The following is an 18,611-nucleotide window of genomic DNA, read 5'->3' on the forward strand; positions in this document are numbered from 1 at the left end:
ATTGGAAACTATTTTTACACTTCAAACACATATAGAAGATATTGACCAATTAGGACATGTGAATAATTGTAGATACGTTAAATTTTTGGAGGATGCCCGAGTAGATTGGTATGGAAAATGCGGGATCACTCTACATGACTTTCAAGAAATGGGTATGGGAACGGTTGTCTTAAAAATGGAGGTTTTGTATCTAAAGGAAGCAAAACTAGGAGATCATTTGAAAATTATTACCACTCCAGAATATTTGGGGAATACAAGTTTTGTATTAAAACAGGATATATATAATCAATTTGATGAACATATATCAGATGCCAAAGTTACAATGGTCATGTTTGATACGGTATTACGAAAAGGTATAAGAGTTATTAATCAAATCGCTCAGTATTTTAGATAACCTTTTAACAGTGAAACAGAGCATTTTTGTATGAAATAAATGCTCTGTTTAAATACATTAATTATTTATACCGTAGAAAGACTTTAACTATTTAATTCCTAAACTCAGTATTAGAATAAACAGCTATTAAAACAACTGCTTTACAATCCCCGACATTTTTCACAGTATGAGGAACACTTGCATTCCAGCTGAAGGAATCTCCTTCTTCTAAGATAACAGAATCTTCCCCTTGCTCTGCCAAAACCTTCCCTTCAAGCACCAAGTGACATTCTTCCCCTTCATGTGCATGGGCGTCTCCAATTGAGGCACCTGGAGGAAACTCCACACTTCTTAAACTCAAACCACCCATTGAAGAAATATGCTCAATTTTTAACTGATTAAAAGTAGTGGTTGTTCTGGCATCTTTTTTGACTACACGTAAATGCTGTTTTTTTTCTAATAATAAGTAAGGTAATGGAACCTCTAAATAACTAGCAATAGTTTGAAGCGTATTAATGGATGGCGAGGTGTTATTGTTTTCTACATTGCTAATAAATCCTTTTGAAAGTCCAGTCCCTTCACACATTTGGGCTATTGTGATTTTTTTTCGATTTCTAATTGCACGAATTTTTGCGCCAATATCCAGTTTGATCACCCTTTATGGTTTCCTAATATAGAACATATTTATATATTAGCAAAAAATTAATTGACAATCCACAAGAACCACTGTTATCCTATAAACAACAAATGTTCATATCGATAAACATTTTATTTTTTGGGGTTTATGTTTACCGATATGAATTTTTATTAACTATTAGGATACCTAATGGTTAATAAAAAAAATATATTAAGGGAGAGGTAAATTATGAAGAAGATAGAAGTAAGTACCTTGATTTTACGTTTAGTATTAGGGGTTACGTTTTTTGTGCATGGATTGGTGAAATTCCAAGGCGGGATTGAAAATACCGTGGGCTGGTTTGATTCCATCGGTTTACCAGGAGTTCTTGCTTATGGTGTTGCAGTGATAGAAATGGTTGGAGGTCTTGCTTTAGTTGTAGGTTTAGGAAGCAGAATCATATCAGGATTGTTTGTGCTATTAATGCTCGGAGCAACGGTGAAAGTGAAATTAGCTGGAGGCTTTTTAGGAAATGGTCAAGGTGCTGGCTGGGAATTAGATTTAGCCTTACTAGCAATGGCATTATTTATTGTGATTAACGACAGTAAAATGTTCGCTTTAGATAAAGTGCTATTTAAAGGTCAAAGAAACGAGACACAATCACTATAATACAGGAGGGATAAATTCAATGATGCCATCACTGTTTATTGCTCATGGTGCACCATTGCTTGCGGTTGAAAACAATGAGTATACTCAATTTTTAAGTCAATTAGGACATTCATTACAACGACCAAAGGCAATCGTTTTATTTTCTGCCCATTGGGAGTCTAGAGCTCAGAAAGTAAGCCAAGTAGACCAGTATGATACCATTTATGATTTTGGTGGATTCGATCCAAAATTATATACCATTAAATATCCAGCTATAGGTTCACAGGAAATCTCTAATGAAATCATTGATGTATTCAAAGAAAATGGTATTCCTTATGATGTAGAAACGAAACGAGGCTTGGATCATGGTGCGTGGGTAGTGCTTCGCTTACTGTACCCAAATGCTGATGTTCCTGTCATTGCGATGTCGGTTAATCCTGCTCTTACTCCGGAAGAACAGTATAAAATTGGAAAGTCTCTGTCAGCACTACGTGCTAAAGATGTTTTAGTCATTGGCAGCGGAGGAACAGTGCATAACTTAAGAGCCGTAAATTTTGCAGACAACGGAAAAATTGATCAATGGGCATTAGAATTTGATGATTGGTTAGCCCACCATCTCCACACGTGGGATACGAATTCATTATTTAAGCACCATTCACTCGCTCCCAATGCCCAATATGCTGTACCTCCATATGGAAATGAACATTTTGTTCCGATTTTTTACGCCATGGGTGCAGCAGATGACAGCCAGAAAGCGAAATTACTACATCGCAGCTTCCGATATGGGAATCTAAGTCACAGCGTGTGGCAATTTGGATGATTGATTAAAAATAACACTAACTCAGGGTTAGTGTTATTTTTCGTAAGTTAGAATAATTCTTATCAATTGAAAAACATGTATGTTTTTGATATAATAATTCGGTTAATAATATAAAGAATGTATAAAAGTTAATAAGGTGGTAAATATGAATCAAGAATTTAGAGTTTTATTATATTATAAATATGTCACGATAGAGAATCCGGAAGAAGCACAGCAAGAGCATCTTCAGTTCTGTAATGAGTTAGGATTAAAAGGTAGAATTATCATCGCTGCTGAAGGTATTAACGGTACTGTGTCAGGTACACCGGAACAAACCGACGCGTATATGAAATGGATGGATGAGCACCCGCTTTTTGCTGGTACGATCTTTAAGATTGATGAAGCAACTGAGCATGCTTTCAAAAAAATGCGTGTTCGTCTCCGCCCAGAGCTTGTGACATTACGCCTAGAAGACGATGTTGATCCCCATGTTACAACAGGAAAGCATCTAAAACCAAAAGAGTTTTTCGAAGCCATGCAAAGAGAAGATACTGTGGTCATTGATGCTCGAAATGACTATGAATATGATTTAGGTCATTTTAGAGGCGCTGTCCGCCCGGATATTTTGAATTTCCGTGATCTTCCAGATTGGATCAGAGAAAATAAGCAAGAATTCGAAGGCAAAAAAATTCTTACTTATTGTACGGGCGGCATTCGTTGTGAAAAGTTTTCTGGATGGCTACTAAATGAAGGCTTTGAAGATGTATCACAATTAGAAGGCGGAATCGTAACGTATGGAAAAGACCCTGAAGTACAGGGTGAATTATGGGATGGACAGCTTTATGTATTTGACGAGCGCATTGCCGTTCCAGTCAATCAAAAAGAGCATGTGGTTGTCGGCAAGGATTATTTCACTGGCGAGCCTTGTGAGCGTTACGTCAACTGCGCCAACCCTGAGTGTAACAAAAAGATTCTTTGTTCTGAGGAAAATGAACACCGCCACCTGCGCAGCTGTTCTCATGAATGCAGAACACATCCACGCAACCGCTATGTTGCGCAGCACGGATTAACAAAAGAGGAAGTAAATGAAAGATTGATGAATCTAAAATCATAAAAGAAAGGCTGCATACTCAAGATAGAGTGTGCAGCCTTTTGCTATTTCTTTGCGAGTATATCACTTGATTTAGAAAGTTCTTTGAAAATGGTTGCAGTTAAACTGTGGTCGCCTGTGCTATCATGACCAGCCTCCCACAACATCATACCGCCAAAGCCGTTATCTAGTGCTAAATTGGTTTTCTTCTGAATCGTTTTAACTCCATTATAATGGTAGATGGTTCCGTTCATACTAACGGTATCACTTACTGCATTTGCCGGATTTTCGTTGATAATGGCAGCATAGGAAACCTGTTTAATTTCTGGGTCTTCAGGCTGTGCGTAAAAAGGAACACCTAAAACTAGCTTTTCCTTTGGAAGCTTCTTCTGATCAAACAGATTTGCCCAGTAGTTTACAATTTTCTCCGTAAATGGATAGGGAGATAAATTGGCCGCATTGTAACCGCCATCCCACTGACCGTCATAAGCCATGATATTTACATGGTCAACATGCTGAAATGTAGATGGTTCATAAACAACGAATCCCATTTCAGTGCCTGTCACCGCATGAATTTTAGCATAGACAGCAATTGATAGTTCTTTGCCTTTGGGATGAAGCTGATTGCTTAGTTCTTTTGCAAAAGCCGCTAAATTCGCTGCGTCTGCTTTTGAGCGCGGGTGTTCAAAATCTATATCAATCCCATCGAGTTTCTCACGTTCTACAATCCCGGTTAACTCATTTACTAGTTTTGTTCGAGAGTCAGGATTGCTGATAGCAGCTTTAAATGGCTCATATGATTCCCCGCCATTTATATGAAACCAGCCGCCGACGGCCAAAATTACTTTTGTATTGTGTTTCTCAGCTTTTTTCACCATCGTACGTAAATTATTAATGGCTGAATCTCCATTAAGCAAAATACCCCCATCTGATGTCGGATGGGCAAACGAGAAAATAACATGTGTCAGCTTCGAATAATCGACGACATTCGGGTCACGAAAATCCTGAACATACCCTAATAACACTTTGGATTCCTCTATATCTTCCTCGGGGATCCCTTTTTCTTTAAGACTTTTTGTAGATTCTGAGGCTTCTTCTATTGTGAGCGGTTTTGACGCTTGATCTGTATTATTTTTGGAATATAACACTCCTGTGAAAATTCCCCCTGTAAAGGTAAATAGGATTACCAGGGCTAGGAGGATATTGCGTTTATTCATAGATGTATTCCTCCCTATTATTCTCTGACTCTAAAATTGTATCAAAAAATAGCAGGTAACAGAGATGGTAATATCACCCGTGCTAATAAATGGTAAATACATAATCCAAAATTGTTGTGAATTAAGCTCAAATATTGTCTAATAAGAGTAAGACTTCTATATGTAAAGGGGATTCACATCTGTGTGGGCTGTAGGAATAGGAATTATTTTACTATATAATTTATTGATTTTTTATATTGGCTATAATATTTGGGCCTGGATAAAAAATTTAAGCGGGGACCGTAAGAGTATTAAAATCCTTTTTTGGGCAGTACTCGTGATTTTTGCTTATTCTTTTGTTTTCTCACGCTGGCTTGATGAAAGTTTATTTCTCACCTGGTTAGGAGCTGCTTGGCTATCGTTATTCTATTTCTTAATCTTACTGCTTCCTGTGGCAAATATAGCCGTCTTTTTGAGAAGATTTACGAGGTATAAAAAAGAAAAGTTTGTTAAGTGGACAGGGTATTCTGTGTTGCTGGTTGTTGTCTGCTCATTCATATTTGGAATGTTTAATGCATACAGTCCTTCAGTGACAACCTATGAGATTAATATTCCTAAGAAGGTGGAAGGGAAACAGAATTTAAAGATTATCATGGCTTCTGATATGCACTTTGGTGATTTATCTGGCAGCGGGCAGGCAGAGAAACTAGTAAAGTATATCAATTCGCAAAGTCCAGATTTAGTACTCTTCCCAGGCGATATTATTGATGATGATATCACGCCTTTTCTGGAAAAAGGAATTCCAGATATATTAAAGAGGATAAAGGCTCCCGTGTATGCTTCACTTGGTAATCATGATCGTGATGATGTTGATCTTGTTAAGATTTTTAATAACAGTGGTATGAAGGTGTTAGATGATGATGTTTTAAACCTTCCTGAAGGGATAGCTCTTGTGGGGAGGAAGGACCGCGGGTATCAAGATGTTGATAGAGCAGAGCTTTCGACATTAATGAAACAGGTTGATAAAAAGAAACCCGTTTTCCTTCTTGAGCACCAGCCCTATGATTTAGATATTGCCGAAAAGAATGGCGTGGATTTAATCTTATCCGGTCACACCCACCGAGGCCAGGTAGCACCAGGAAATCTAATTACCAATATGATTTTTGAAAATGATTGGGGCTATCTGAAAAAAGGGGAGCTTCAATCCATTGTCTCCTCTGGATATGGTGTATGGGGATTGCCTCTCCGAATTGGAACTCGTTCAGAGATTGTCCAAATTAACGTTTCTTTCAATCCATCAAGATAATTTTGCAGAAATCCACCTGTTTTACGGGTGGATTTTTTCACATTTTGAAACAAAAGATAACTGACAGTGTTTTTTTAATTCTAATTGAATAATATTTATTGATGACTATAAACAAGAATGAAAGCGCTTTAACAGTATAAAGGAGAGAAGCGAATGGAAAAATTATTGCCTCATGAGGTACAAGAAAAGTTATCCTCCGTTCCGAAATGGAAATTAACAGATGAAAAATGGATTGAACGTAAGTATCGTTTTCGTGACTATCTAAAAGGAATTGATTTCGTCCAATCCGTTGCTACCCTTTCTGAGCAGGTTAACCATCATCCATTTATATCCATTGACTATAAGGTTGTTACATTACGGATATCATCATGGAATGCCAAAGGTTTAACTGCTTTGGATTTTGAATTGGCCGCAAAATATGATGAATTTTATTTACGGGAGACAAGTTAATTTTTCATTAGAGGGAGAGATTGCTATATGGCGGAAGCAAAAAAAATTCCTAGACACTTACAGAAATATGTGGTCGACCAGCAATACGAAAAGTATACACCGATTGATCATGCTGTTTGGCGTTATGTCATGAGACAAAACCATAACTATTTAAAGGACGCTGCTCATCAAGCCTATGTTGGCGGGTTAAAGTCTTCTGGTATATCTGTGGAGAAAATACCAAACGTAATGGATATGAACAGGGCGTTGGAACCATTTGGGTGGGGAGCAGCCAATATCGATGGCTTTATACCAGGCGTTATTTTTTTCGACTTCCAAGCACATGGTATCCTGCCGATCGCCTCTGACATTCGTAAACTAGAAAATATTCAATATACACCTGCACCTGATATTATCCATGAAGCTGCAGGTCATGCGCCAATTCTTTGCGAAGAGAAATTCTCAGAGTATGTAAAGCTATTTGGACAGATTGGTTCAAAGGCATTAGCCACTAGTGAAGAGCATGAGTTATTTGAAGCAGTGCGTACTTATTCCAATTTATTAGAAAGTGGAAATGCTGCAAGTGCAGAAATTGAGGCAGCGAAAGCTAATTTTGAAGAAAAGCAGGCAGCCGTTACAGAATTGTCGGAAGCAGAGCAAATTTCACGTTTATATTGGTGGACCGTAGAATATGGATTGATTGGGAGTGTGGACCAGCCGCAAATATATGGTGCTGGATTGTTATCTTCTGTATCGGAAGGAAGAGGCAGTTTAACAGCTTCTGTAAAGAAAATCCCTTTTGACCTGCAAACGGTCATTGAAACGGGCTTTGATATTACCAAACCACAGCCACAGCTTTTCGTCTGTGACAGCTTTGATCAATTAATTGATGCGGTAAACGAATTTTCGAATACGATGGCTTATAAGGTTGGCGGTACACAAGGTTTAGATAAAGCACTGCGATCCAATCATACCGCTACAATTGAATATAACTCAGGACTGCAGCTAACAGGAACACTACGTAACATTATTAAAGATGAACAAGGTGAAGCGATATACATCCAAACTGAAGGTCCTTCCGCCTTGGCCTATCAAAATACCGAATTATCTGGTCATGGAAAAACGACACATCAAGATGGCTTTGGAGCTCCAATTGGAAAAACGAAAAACCTGAAAAAACCAATGGAAGACCTTACAGATAAAGAACTTGGAATCAAGCAAGGAAAAGAATTCATAGTAGAATACGAGAGTGGAGTTAAGATTATTGGGACTCCGGTTGAATCGCTGCGACAAGACGGGAAACTTATTCTCCTGTCATTTAAGAACTGTAAGGTTACCTTAGGTGACGAAACCTTATTCCTACCAGAATGGGGTACGTACGATTTGGCGATTGGAGACATAATTACCTCTGTATATGCTGGCGCTGCGGATTCTGAACAATTTTATTCTGACTTAGAGGAAGTAGAGACAAAACCTTTTGTTAAAAAGGAATTAACAGAATTGGAACATTTGTATGGGATCGTTAGAACAATTCGTGAAAAGGCTTATCTTGATTTCCAAGCTGACCTATCAGAAGTAATAGTAAGATTAACAACAAAATTCCCTAAAGATTGGTTATTAAGGATTGAAGTAATTGAGCTATTGGCCAAACACAATCTCTGGCCGGATAAACAAAAAATGTTAAGAAAACAGCTTGAAGAGATAAAACTATTACATGAGGAATATCCAGTATTAATAGAAAGAGGTCTCATGCTAGTTTAAAAATTGATCTTAGCAAATTAACATACTATCCGTCCATTGAATACACTTTTACAAGGCTAAATCGATGGGCGGTAAATTCTATGGAGAACCAACTAAAAGCACTTTTTGGGGCATGGATTCAAGCGATTGGAACCGTTACCTCAGCTGTAGGGAGTACGCCATCTCTAAACGAAGATATTCAAGATAGTCTAAACTTGTGGGGAAATGCACTTCAAGGAACTGGGAATGCCTTAATCGCAGATTCTGAGGAGGGCTTTTCGTTAGAAAATCTCGGAAATGAAGTCCAAGCGATTGGCAATACTACCGTTATAGCTGGACTACTTTTAAATGTTTCAGAAGAAAAGAAGCTTAAATTAGATATTAATGGAAATCTGCTGCAGGCTGTAGGCGGAGGAATTGCTTTACCGGACGATTTAGTGGATGAGCCCTCCACGATTAGAACACTTAATATTGCCGGAAACGTGTTACAAATTATCGGTAATTCCTTGCAAGCACGCGGGGGGATTATTGAACTTAAAAGTAATCCTAATAATCAGGTTAAATATAAAAGCTACAGGGAAAGTAATCAATCACAAGAAATATCCTACAGTGATTCGTTCGCCATAAACGGCAGCTGGATTCAAGCTGTTGGGTCAGTAATCTCTGCAATCGCTCAAACAATGGAGAGTAAAGAAAATAATACATGATAAGGTTGGCGAAGAAAGGGTAAACTTAAGAAAAAAGAGGAAAATTTAGGTGAAATTTAATGAAATTACTATGTATAGATGGCGGTGGAATTCGAGGTATTTTTGCCATTACCATACTACAGGCATTGGAAGAAGAAGTGGGACATCCTGTTGGTGAAATATTTGATGTAGTGTCTGGTACGAGTACGGGTGCGATTATCGCGGCTTCTGTTTCACTAAATAAAAATATGAGTGAAATATATGAGAGCTACAAGCATTTCGGCGGAAAGATTTTTACCAGACAGGCAAAGGTTGGACTATTTAAAAGTGTATATAGTGACCGTTCACTAAGGCACCTATTAAAGAAAGCATTTGGGGAAGTAACATTACAGGATATAACGAAGCCGCTACTCATTCCTGCTGTTGACATTACACATGGAAAACCATTTATTCATCGCTCCAACTACGGTCATCCTGATAATGAAGATTTATCAATCAAACTTTGGGATGCTGTCCTTTCATCATGCTCAGCCCCTGTTTATTTTCCTCCAAACAAAATAGGTGATCAATATTTATCCATTGATGGCGGACTATGGGCGAATAATCCTTCATTAGTTGGCATGACAGAAGCGATACATTTTTTTAATAAAACTATGAATGAAATCAACATCCTATCAATTGGCACAGGACTGCAGAACATAGATTTTACAAACGATAAGGAAAAGTATTGGGGAATTAATCAATGGCTTCCTTTTCATTTTCCTTCCATGAAAGTAACACCCAAACTTCTTGATTTAGCACTTCATTTATCTTCAGAATCCGTTTCATATCATTGTCAACTCCTGCTGAAAGATCATTATCTGAGAATCAATGAGGAGTTAGGTGAAGAAGTTCCGTTTGACGAAGTAAAGTATATGGATGTACTAAGTGAATTAGGAAGAAGTGTTTTCAAGAAGCAGAAAAAAGATATTCTATCATTTATAGAAAAATAATGAACAAATCCCGGCACTTTATATAAGCGGTGGGTTTTTTGTTTAAGTATTTCAATATTTTTTACTTTTTGAACCCATACTATTTCATGAGGTGAAGAGCATGTTTAAACTGTTGTCTCATAATGATTTAGATGGTGTCGGGTGTGGAATCTTAGCGAAGCTGGCATTTGGAGAAGAAGTAAAGGTTCGCTACAATTCCATCTCTGGTTTAAATCGAGAGGTTGAATGGTTTTTTGAAAACGATGATAAAAATACTTTTTTGTTTATTACCGATTTGTCTGTTAGTGAAAAAAATGAGCAGAAGATTAACGAGTTTTATCAAGGAGGCGGGAAAGTACAGCTGATTGATCATCATAAAACAGCACTCCATTATAATGACTATCCATGGGGACATGTGGTGGTAGAGGACGAGGAAGGAAAATTAACTTCAGCAACCTCCCTTTTGTACGACTATCTCCTAAAACATCAGCACCTTGAGGCGTCTGAGGCTATTACTGAATTTGTAGAGCTAGTCAGACAATATGATACATGGGAATGGGAGAAAAATAATAATCAAGATGCCCAACGGCTGAATGCGTTATTTTTTCTTGTTTCCATTGACGAATTTGAAGAGAAAATGATTGCCCGTCTCCAGGCAAGTGAACATTTTCATTTTGATGAGTTTGAAAAGAAAATATTAGATATGGAAGAAGATAAGATTGACCGCTATATCCGCAGGAAAAGGCGGGAGCTGGTTCAGACGGAAATTGATGGACTATTTGCAGGTGTTGTCTATGCTGAATCCTATCACTCAGAGCTAGGGAATGAACTAGGAAAAGAATACCCTCATCTGGATTACATAGCGATATTGAATATTGGCGGAAAACGTATGGGGTTTCGAACCATTCACGATCACGTGGATGTTTCCGCTGTGGCAGGGCATTACGGTGGGGGCGGGCATGCAAAGGCATCAGGGTGCTCATTAACCGAGGAAGCCTATAAAAACTTTGTGACGGATACCTTTCATTTGGAAACCGTTCCAGAAGATGCCAGGAGAAATCGTTATAACCTAAAAGGCTCTTCTTTTGGTACTCTGTATAAAAGCAGAAGGGAGGATATCTACCTTCTTTATCAGGAAAATGAAAAAGAGTGGGCAATAGAACGCAATCATAATAGATTTGAGGAAACCTTTGCTAATTTCGAAGAAGGGGAAAGTTACTTAAAAAGAAATTTTGAGGTCTGGCTAGTAAAAGACGATGATTTTGTAAAGTACCTTATGAAAGAAGTAAAAGCATATAAGAACTAAAAACACCACCACAGAACTAGTGTTCTGTGGTGGTGTTTTTAGTAAGGGATACTACTATTGTTTCATATGATTTAAGTCCTCGATGCATTCCTGAACAAGTGTTACCGCCTGACTCATCGCTGCTCCGCCGCCAAATGCTGCAGTCACGCCAACAGCCTCTAGGATCTCCTGTTCAGAACAGCCTTGATCGAGACACCCTTTTGTATGGTAGATGATACAGTACTCATCCTGAGTATACAGGCTGATGCCCAATGCAATTAATTGTTTTTCACGCTGTGATAAAGCACCTTCTTTGAAGCATTCTTCTGTAAAAGCATTGAAGTGCCTAGCGAATTCAGGCATTTTTTGAGTAAATACTCCTAAGCCTGCTTTATACTCATGAAGCGCTGCTTCAGTACTATTTCTAGCTTCAAATTCCATTTTTCGTCAGCTCCATTTCTAATTATCATCAATCCAAAATTAGTATGAGCAAACAAGGAATAGATTAACCAACATTACAAGCTATTATGGTAGTTCTTAAAATAGGATGTTAAAGAGCAGGGTGGCGTTTCCATATCAGGCACAAAGGCACTAAGCTTCGTCAAAAAATAACATGACTCTGGAAAATGATGTTCTAAGAAACGAAGGGTAGTGGCATTGAGTACTTCTTTTCCTTTATAAAGCTTAATTACATGTTCCACCAATTGGTTAAAGGCAAGGACTGTTCCAGTGACTTCTCTTGCGAAGGCGATTTGTACAGGGAAATGAGGAGGCAAAAATCGTAAATATCCTTTGATTGCATCATTTTTTAACATATGCGCTGAAAAAAGTTTACTTAGTGTATCCACTTTTTCTTTTAGGATTAGCTCAATACCATCTAGACCCCGATTTAATAATGAAGCATGGCCAATCTGATCTTCTAACCATAAATCTAATAAATCTACTAGCGACAGTGGTGGGTAATCTGCTCCATTCATATAGTACTGAAGAATTCTTAAATATTCTCCGTTTTCATTCAATGTCCCGTTAAAATAGGTTGGAGTAATGTTGATAAGTACTTGATTATTTAATTGTAAGTTAAGGACCTTTCCTTCGAATCGATAATAATCATAGGAAACTTGAGCAGAAAGCTTTGAAAATTCAATCATGGAATGAGAATTTACATTACTGTTTTTGGGAATCTGCTCAAGCCGGTTTCTTACCTCTGAAAATCTACCTATAAACATTACGGCTTCGTCCACCAGGTTTACCTCAATTGGTGATAGATAATCTCGAACAAAAATCGCATGATCCAAAAGGATATTTACCCAGAAATAATGCTCCTCCCAAGGAGTAAATGGATTTAAGATTTTCACCGACAGCCTCCTCTAAATGAGATCTTTCTTATATAAGTTATTAAAATGCGAACGAATAAATGTATAAATTACCATTGTTAGCAAAAAATATAAGAAAAATAGATGGGGCGGATGCGAATGCGAAAAGATCGCAATCGCTTTTTTAAAGATATTAAACTGCAGAAAGAACCTATAAGAGAAAGTGTTTCAACTGAAGATACAATTTTAGCTAGGAATCCGATACTCCAGCAATTTATTAACAATTTCAGTAATCATTCGGATTTAAGTGTCACCGAATTTCCGCACCTGACAGTCAAAATATATTATTTCAGTTATCTCATTAATAAGGATCATTATGAACAATTTTTATCTAACATTAGAACGATCACTCTTGACGAGTTACCGCCATTTTTGAACCATTCAGAGTTTAAACGATTGTCAAATTTCGACAGTATTGAAGAAGCTATTCTTTCTGGCAGTGGTATTTTATTTACAGAAAAACGAGCTTATGAGCTGCCTTTTAAAGAAGGGTCCGGTCGTTCAATTGCTCCATCTGAAACAGAAACGGTTATTTTAGGTGCACATGATTCTTTTGTTGAATCGATTGATGTCAATTTATCACTTATTCGCAAAAGAGTGTTGAGTTCACAACTGAAGACAATCAAATTGCATGTGGGAAATAAGGCAAAAAGGACTGTTTATTTACTTTATATCGAAGGAGAAGCATCCGAGAAAGATATTGAAGAAATTAAAAAAAGAATACTTTCAATAAAAAACGATGCAATTGTCGATACAAATATGCTCGTTCAATTTATTGACGAACATCCTAATTCACCATTTCCACAATTTTATACAACAGAGAGACCAGATGTCATTGCATATAAATTGTTTGATGGGAAAGTTGCAGGGTTAATGGATAACAGTCCATTTGCTTTTTGCACACCAGTCAGTTTTTTTGATTTTATGGAATCGATGGATGATTTTGGGCAAAGATGGATTGTCAGTACATTTATCAAAGTAACGCGATATATTGCCATTTTAGTTACTTTGTTATTTACTGCCTTATATGTAGCCGTTACAACCTATCACTATGAAATGATTCCGCAGGCATTACTGCCGACATTGCTGGTGTCACGGAGTAAAGTGCCGTTTCCACCTGTGATTGAAGCGCTTTTTCTAGAATTTTTGTTAGAACTTTTGAGAGAAGCAGGAGCAAGGCTTCCAACAAAAGTCGGACAAACAATTGGTATTGTTGGTGGTATTGTAATCGGACAGGCCGCTGTGCAGGCAGGAATTACCAGCAATATCCTTATTATAGTTGTAGCAGCATCTGCTATCGCGTCCTTTGTCGTACCCAATTATTTATTGAGTACCTCTATCCGAATTGTCCGTTTCGGATTTATTATCATATCTGGATTTTGGGGAAATCTTGGGATAATTTTTGGAATGGGTATCTTGATTATCCATTTAAGCAGTCTGACAAATTTAAATTCTCCATATCTATTGCCAATATCACCTATGTTTCCGAAATTCTTTAAATACTCACTAATAAGGGGATCATTTAAGAAAAAAGCTGAAAGGGGTTAACAATCTTGCAAATGAAAGAAAGGTTATCACCCTTTCAAGCTTCGATATTGATGTATTTAACCCAGTCCGGTGTTACCTTATTTTCTTTACCGCGATTTGTTGCGGAGGCCTTTGGCACAAACGGCTGGATTGGACTTATCATTGTTTACTTCATCGTTAATATCAATTTAGTACTCATTTGGCTCGTATATAAAGTCAGTAAGGGGAAGTCCATGTTAGAAATTATAGACATTTTCCCGAAGTGGATGACACTTCCTTTTAATTTAATAATAGCAGGAGTGTGGATGCTATTAGGAGTAATGATCATGGTTAAGTTTTGCATGATCCTTAAAGTATTGTTTTACAATAACGTGTCACTTATATACTTATTGACAATGGTATATATATTAACCTATTTACTGTTAAAGAAAGACTTATATCAAATCGCAAAGTCTACAGTAGTATTATTTTATTTTACCATTTGGACGGTTTTTTTATTAGCATTTCACCTTCCAGAATTTAGTTTTATCCGGCTTACCCCGTTTATCTTTAAAGGTGATACGGATATGTTAACAGGGGGAATATCTATTTATACGGCCCTTTTGGGTTATGAACTGTCCATTTTATATATCCATATGATCGAGAAGAAACAATTAAAATCTATTATTGCAGGGAATACCATAACATCCATTATTTACTTAGGTGTGACCTTTGTCAGTTTTGGTTTTTTCAGTTTTGATCAGTTGTTAAAGGAAATGTACCCAGTTGTGACCTTGTTAGGGTATATATCATTTCCAGTTCTTGAACGTGTAGAAAATTTTACGTTTACGATTTTCGGCTTAAAGGTACTTATGACGACCGTCATGTATTTATGGGGTACAAAAGAACTGGTACAATATCAGTTTAAAAGGATAAAACCAAATTTTCTCGTAATTGGAATTTTGATCATTGGATTTACCGTTTCCTTTATTCCTAAGGTCATAAAAGATGTTGATTATTGGATAACGTATATTTCCTATGCAGCTACAGTAATTGCCTTTTTATTACCGATCCTTTTATTGCTTACTATTCTATCTTCGAAAATATTGAAATGGAAGGCAGCCAATGAATAAGTTTATTCTAATCATATTCATATTTTTAGTTACTGGATGTGCGGAGCAACGGATAATAGATGATTTAGCGCTTATTAACGCAGTAGGATATGACCTCAGTGATAACGAAAAGAACCCCTTAAAGTTAACTGTTACTTTCCCAATCATAACAAAAGACGGAAAATATGATCGAAAAACGATAATGGTGGAAGGGAAAACAAGTAAAGAGGCGAGGGAAAAAGTTAGATTTAAGACTAATTATAAATTAGAAAGCGGACAAGTTCGTGTTTCCTTGTTTGGCCAGGAATTAGCTAAAGAGGGACTGTTACCTAATTTACATTCCTTAGTTCGTGATCCAAGTCTTGGTACTAGAGTAAAATTGGCTTTAGCAGAAAATGAAGCCAGTGATATTTTGATGCTGCAAATAAAAAATGAAGGACAAAATGCAACGTATCTTGAGCAATTTTTATCGAAATTAAATAGAGAAAACTTTAGGACGAATTATAATATTTATCAATATCTCCGAGATTACTATGATGACGGTATAGACCCAATCCTGCCGGTCTTTAAAGTCGAGAAAAACAATATTGCTTATAATGGCATTGGTCTATTTCATGAAGATAAACTTATAGAAATCCTTAAACCTTCTGAAGCCAGTTATCTTTTCCTTTTTCGCGAAGAGATGAAACAAGGTGTTTTTGTCGAACAAATTGATGTTGGGGAGGAAGAACAAGCCTCAATCATGCTTAATTATGAACTAAAGAATCACCATATTGAAGTTCCTTCAACACCTAATAAACCAAAGGAAGCATCTATTTATATAGAACTAATAGGAGATATAGTTGAATATACAGGGAAAGAGGACGTTTCAGAACCCAAAATACAAAGAAAAATTGAAGCTATCATTACTAAGAAAATTAAGATGGAAGGAAAGAAGCTGATAATAAAATTACAAAAACTCCAAGTTGATCCGATTGGAATAAATCGATATGTACGAAATAAAATGAGCTACAATCAATGGAAATCATTAGATCAGTATAAATCCTATCAGGATATGAACATAAATATTGAGACAAAAGTTTTCATTAACAGTACAGGAAAGTGGAAGTAGGGAGGAAAAAATAATCCACCAGGAGAGTGGATTATTTTTTTTCTAAACTGGTTACATATTCCTTAACCATCTCAATTGTCACATTTTTTCTAATTGAAATGATTCGCAAATTAATTCTGTTCATTCTATTTGTTACTTCATTAATTTTATCAGTTGTAAAAGGTTTTCCTTGTTTACATAATTCAACCGCTTCTTCAATGTATTTTTCACGCAAATCATCCATGGCCTGAAACTCTTGGTAACTTTGATTTTGGTTTTGCGCATGTTTAATTAAGTCCTTATGTACACTCATGATCCCACTCCTCAAAAAATAACTGATTCCATCATACCATAATTAAAAAGGAAGGAGGATAGTTTGTTATTCCTTTAGAGTAAGTGCTATCATTTTAATAAGATAAAAGGAGATGCTACTATTGGTTAATAAAATTATTTTAGATGAAACCTCTATAAACGTATACCATTATGAAGAAGCAGCGGAAAATGGTTTACAAAAAATATCTGTCGATTTCAAAGTTACAAGCGAGGAATATCACGACATCACGACACTATTGTATAAAGGTACATTTGATGTAAAAGTCCCTGAGAGGGAGCTGTCCTTTACGGCAAAGATTTATCAATACTCTACTTCCTTTACAAATTTATACATTAAAGGGCAGGTTGGAGATTTTAAGTTAGTTTTACTAGAAGTCAAAGAGTAGATAGGAAGGATGGTAAAGGAATGAGATTAAGCATTTTAGATCAAGCACCTATTTCCTCTAATCAGTCGCCTCGAGAGGCACTGCAAGCATCAATGAAATTAGCACAGGCGGGTGAAAATCTAGGATACACGAGGTATTGGATTGCAGAGCATCATGATTTACCCGGTTTGGCATGCTCTGCACCTGAAGTGATGATAAGCTATATTGGGGCCAATACGGAAAAAATTCGGTTAGGCTCTGGAGCCGTTTTATTGCCGCATTATAAACCGTACAAAGTTGCTGAGGTATATAATATGCTGGCTACATTGTTCCCAGGACGAATTGATGTGGGCATTGGCAGGGCTCCAGGTGGTTCTGCAGAGGCAACCAACGCTTTATCCGATAACTTTTTACAGCAGGTATGGAATATGCCGAGCTCCATACAAGATTTATTATATTTCTTAGACAATGATATTCCTTCTGATCATCTGCATGCGAAGGTGTCAGCTTCACCAGTTCCTGATAAGACACCAGTGCCATGGCTGCTAGGTACTAGTAAAAAAAGTGCACTACTTGCGGCAGAGAAAGGACTTTCGTATGCATTTGGACAGTTTATGAGTGATCAAGATGGCGCAGCCATTATCAAACAATATAGAGAACACTTTAAACCTAGGAAGCAAAATGACATTCCTCAAGTAATCGTGACTGTTACGGCCATTTGTGCCGAAACATCTGAAAAAGCAGAAAAAATAGCACTAAGCTCACTAGTTTGGGGTCTGCAAAGAAAAAGAGGAGAGGGGACATATGGAGTTCCGTCTATCCAGGATGCGAAAAACTATCTAGGCAGTGAAAAAGATGATCTGCTAGATGAAATGAAACGTGGTATGATAATCGGCAATCCTAGGGAAATAAAAAAGAGTATTCTAGAACTGCAAGATAAATATAATGCTGACGAAATCATGATTGTAACTATCACACATTCACCTGCAGATAAAATCCAATCCTATAAATTGATTGCAGAAGGAATAATATCTAACACTGATGGTTAAAAGGGGTCTGTATGGTTGAAAAAGGAGGGAGGAAATGAAATAGGGCTTGGTGGGACTCGAACCCACAAAATACTCAACAGTTTACGATTGAAACTGTCGGCTGCTCTACAGTTGAGCTACAAGCCCTGTTTTTATTATGGTTTTAAGACAGTATCTTATGCATTCATTTTCCTAATTTCTTCACTCACAACAAATGCAAGATCATCATTACCAAATAAGGATAATACACCAAGAAGTGTTTCGTCGCCAATTTCTCCAGCTTCGTCTTTAGGCACTACTAATTCCAGGGCTTCTTTTAAAGCGGTGTTAGAAGATTGGTTAGGATATGCCCGCAAATACAACTCTTCAGGATTTAAATCATGATTGATACACCATTGAGCAAAAACGAGAATCATCATTTTTTCTTCGCCTTGGTAATTTTCAATAATTTTTTCTTCTAATTGTTTATTATTCATTAAGAATTCTCCTTTAAAAACAGCATAAATTTATTATATAGGAATTGTTTGTTACACAGAAGGGATTTCAGACGATTGAAGGGGAAGAGTCTAATATAGTCGATATAATACTAAGATTTTTATAAAAATTACGGCCCAATCATAGTTTAACATAATTACGTAAAATATAAATTTGACGTAATTAACCTA

The 18,611-nt window shown here is 36.9% G+C and carries 21 protein-coding genes and 1 tRNA gene; 15 read left to right on the forward strand and 7 right to left on the reverse strand.

Annotation, left to right across the window (positions count from 1 at the left end):
• Nucleotide 1 precedes the first annotated feature (1 nt).
• Nucleotides 2-394 carry an acyl-CoA thioesterase gene (locus tag H0184_RS19015; protein WP_221827602.1) on the forward strand — a complete coding sequence of 131 codons (393 nt, stop codon included), beginning with the start codon at nucleotides 2-4 and terminating at the stop codon, nucleotides 392-394.
• A gap of 91 nt (nucleotides 395-485) precedes the next feature.
• On the opposite strand, the gene H0184_RS19020 is transcribed toward H0184_RS19015, so the two are convergent.
• Nucleotides 486-1,019 (reverse strand): helix-turn-helix domain-containing protein, encoded by a 534-nt coding sequence (locus H0184_RS19020; RefSeq protein ID WP_221827709.1) that lies wholly within the window; start codon nucleotides 1,017-1,019, stop codon nucleotides 486-488.
• Nucleotides 1,020-1,238: 219 nt separating this feature from the next.
• Here H0184_RS19020 and H0184_RS19025 point away from each other — a divergent pair, with 219 nt between their 5' ends.
• The 3 genes from H0184_RS19025 to trhO all read left to right on the forward strand — a co-directional run bounded on the left by H0184_RS19025 (nucleotide 1,239) and on the right by trhO (nucleotide 3,550).
• Entirely contained in the window at nucleotides 1,239-1,658 is a 420-nt protein-coding gene (locus H0184_RS19025; protein WP_260631671.1) for a DoxX family protein, read from the forward strand.
• 19 nt (nucleotides 1,659-1,677) lie between these two features.
• Nucleotides 1,678-2,457, forward strand: a complete 780-nt coding sequence (locus H0184_RS19030; protein ID WP_221827603.1) for a DODA-type extradiol aromatic ring-opening family dioxygenase — start codon at nucleotides 1,678-1,680, stop codon at nucleotides 2,455-2,457.
• 145 nt (nucleotides 2,458-2,602) lie between these two features.
• On the forward strand, nucleotides 2,603-3,550 hold the full coding sequence (gene trhO / locus H0184_RS19035) for an oxygen-dependent tRNA uridine(34) hydroxylase TrhO (RefSeq protein WP_221827604.1): 948 nt from the start codon (nucleotides 2,603-2,605) through the stop codon (nucleotides 3,548-3,550).
• Nucleotides 3,551-3,591: 41 nt separating this feature from the next.
• Here the strand turns inward: trhO and H0184_RS19040 are convergent, their stop codons facing one another.
• Entirely contained in the window at nucleotides 3,592-4,743 is a 1,152-nt protein-coding gene (locus tag H0184_RS19040; protein WP_221827605.1) for a glycoside hydrolase family 18 protein, read from the reverse strand.
• 181 nt (nucleotides 4,744-4,924) lie between these two features.
• Here H0184_RS19040 and H0184_RS19045 point away from each other — a divergent pair, with 181 nt between their 5' ends.
• The 6 genes from H0184_RS19045 to H0184_RS19070 all read left to right on the forward strand — a co-directional run bounded on the left by H0184_RS19045 (nucleotide 4,925) and on the right by H0184_RS19070 (nucleotide 11,160).
• Entirely contained in the window at nucleotides 4,925-6,028 is a 1,104-nt protein-coding gene (locus H0184_RS19045) for a metallophosphoesterase (protein WP_221827606.1), read from the forward strand.
• A 153-nt stretch (nucleotides 6,029-6,181) separates the two neighbouring features.
• Nucleotides 6,182-6,478, forward strand: coding sequence for a 4a-hydroxytetrahydrobiopterin dehydratase (locus tag H0184_RS19050; RefSeq protein ID WP_221827607.1), 297 nt, complete (start codon nucleotides 6,182-6,184; stop codon nucleotides 6,476-6,478).
• Between the two features lie 27 nt (nucleotides 6,479-6,505).
• Nucleotides 6,506-8,218, forward strand: a complete 1,713-nt coding sequence (locus tag H0184_RS19055; protein WP_221827608.1) for an aromatic amino acid hydroxylase — start codon at nucleotides 6,506-6,508, stop codon at nucleotides 8,216-8,218.
• Nucleotides 8,219-8,298: 80 nt separating this feature from the next.
• Nucleotides 8,299-8,904, forward strand: a complete 606-nt coding sequence (locus H0184_RS19060; RefSeq protein WP_221827609.1) for a DUF6944 family repetitive protein — start codon at nucleotides 8,299-8,301, stop codon at nucleotides 8,902-8,904.
• A gap of 59 nt (nucleotides 8,905-8,963) precedes the next feature.
• On the forward strand, nucleotides 8,964-9,875 hold the full coding sequence (locus H0184_RS19065) for a CBASS cGAMP-activated phospholipase (protein WP_221827610.1): 912 nt from the start codon (nucleotides 8,964-8,966) through the stop codon (nucleotides 9,873-9,875).
• 100 nt (nucleotides 9,876-9,975) lie between these two features.
• Nucleotides 9,976-11,160 (forward strand): DHH family phosphoesterase, encoded by a 1,185-nt coding sequence (locus H0184_RS19070; protein ID WP_221827611.1) that lies wholly within the window; start codon nucleotides 9,976-9,978, stop codon nucleotides 11,158-11,160.
• 54 nt (nucleotides 11,161-11,214) lie between these two features.
• On the opposite strand, the gene H0184_RS19075 is transcribed toward H0184_RS19070, so the two are convergent.
• Nucleotides 11,215-11,580 carry a carboxymuconolactone decarboxylase family protein gene (locus tag H0184_RS19075; RefSeq protein WP_221827612.1) on the reverse strand — a complete coding sequence of 122 codons (366 nt, stop codon included), beginning with the start codon at nucleotides 11,578-11,580 and terminating at the stop codon, nucleotides 11,215-11,217.
• A gap of 74 nt (nucleotides 11,581-11,654) precedes the next feature.
• Nucleotides 11,655-12,494 (reverse strand): DUF2935 domain-containing protein, encoded by an 840-nt coding sequence (locus H0184_RS19080; RefSeq protein WP_221827613.1) that lies wholly within the window; start codon nucleotides 12,492-12,494, stop codon nucleotides 11,655-11,657.
• A gap of 117 nt (nucleotides 12,495-12,611) precedes the next feature.
• Between H0184_RS19080 and H0184_RS19085 the strand changes: the two genes are divergently transcribed.
• The 3 genes from H0184_RS19085 to H0184_RS19095 are packed head-to-tail and all read left to right on the forward strand — an operon-like array spanning nucleotide 12,612 to nucleotide 16,241.
• Nucleotides 12,612-14,060 (forward strand): spore germination protein, encoded by a 1,449-nt coding sequence (locus tag H0184_RS19085; RefSeq protein ID WP_221827614.1) that lies wholly within the window; start codon nucleotides 12,612-12,614, stop codon nucleotides 14,058-14,060.
• 11 nt (nucleotides 14,061-14,071) lie between these two features.
• A complete protein-coding gene (locus H0184_RS19090) occupies nucleotides 14,072-15,151 on the forward strand; it encodes a spore germination protein (RefSeq protein ID WP_260631685.1) in 1,080 nt (359 codons plus the stop codon).
• A complete protein-coding gene (locus tag H0184_RS19095; RefSeq protein ID WP_221827616.1) occupies nucleotides 15,144-16,241 on the forward strand; it encodes a Ger(x)C family spore germination protein in 1,098 nt (365 codons plus the stop codon). The genes H0184_RS19090 and H0184_RS19095 overlap by 8 nt, the downstream gene beginning before the upstream one ends.
• A gap of 31 nt (nucleotides 16,242-16,272) precedes the next feature.
• Here the strand turns inward: H0184_RS19095 and H0184_RS19100 are convergent, their stop codons facing one another.
• Nucleotides 16,273-16,533, reverse strand: a complete 261-nt coding sequence (locus H0184_RS19100; RefSeq protein ID WP_221827617.1) for a DUF2533 family protein — start codon at nucleotides 16,531-16,533, stop codon at nucleotides 16,273-16,275.
• Between the two features lie 121 nt (nucleotides 16,534-16,654).
• Here H0184_RS19100 and H0184_RS19105 point away from each other — a divergent pair, with 121 nt between their 5' ends.
• Nucleotides 16,655-16,939 (forward strand): DUF3219 family protein, encoded by a 285-nt coding sequence (locus tag H0184_RS19105; protein WP_221827618.1) that lies wholly within the window; start codon nucleotides 16,655-16,657, stop codon nucleotides 16,937-16,939.
• A gap of 20 nt (nucleotides 16,940-16,959) precedes the next feature.
• A complete protein-coding gene (locus H0184_RS19110) occupies nucleotides 16,960-17,967 on the forward strand; it encodes an LLM class flavin-dependent oxidoreductase (protein ID WP_221827619.1) in 1,008 nt (335 codons plus the stop codon).
• A 41-nt stretch (nucleotides 17,968-18,008) separates the two neighbouring features.
• Here the strand turns inward: H0184_RS19110 and H0184_RS19115 are convergent.
• A tRNA-OTHER gene (locus H0184_RS19115) sits at nucleotides 18,009-18,093 on the reverse strand.
• A 29-nt stretch (nucleotides 18,094-18,122) separates the two neighbouring features.
• Nucleotides 18,123-18,422 (reverse strand): hypothetical protein, encoded by a 300-nt coding sequence (locus H0184_RS19120; RefSeq protein WP_221827620.1) that lies wholly within the window; start codon nucleotides 18,420-18,422, stop codon nucleotides 18,123-18,125.
• Nucleotides 18,423-18,611 lie beyond the last annotated feature (189 nt).

It is taken from the genome of Neobacillus niacini (assembly GCF_019749295.1).
GTDB classification, from domain to species: domain Bacteria; phylum Bacillota; class Bacilli; order Bacillales; family Cytobacillaceae; genus Neobacillus; species Neobacillus niacini_D.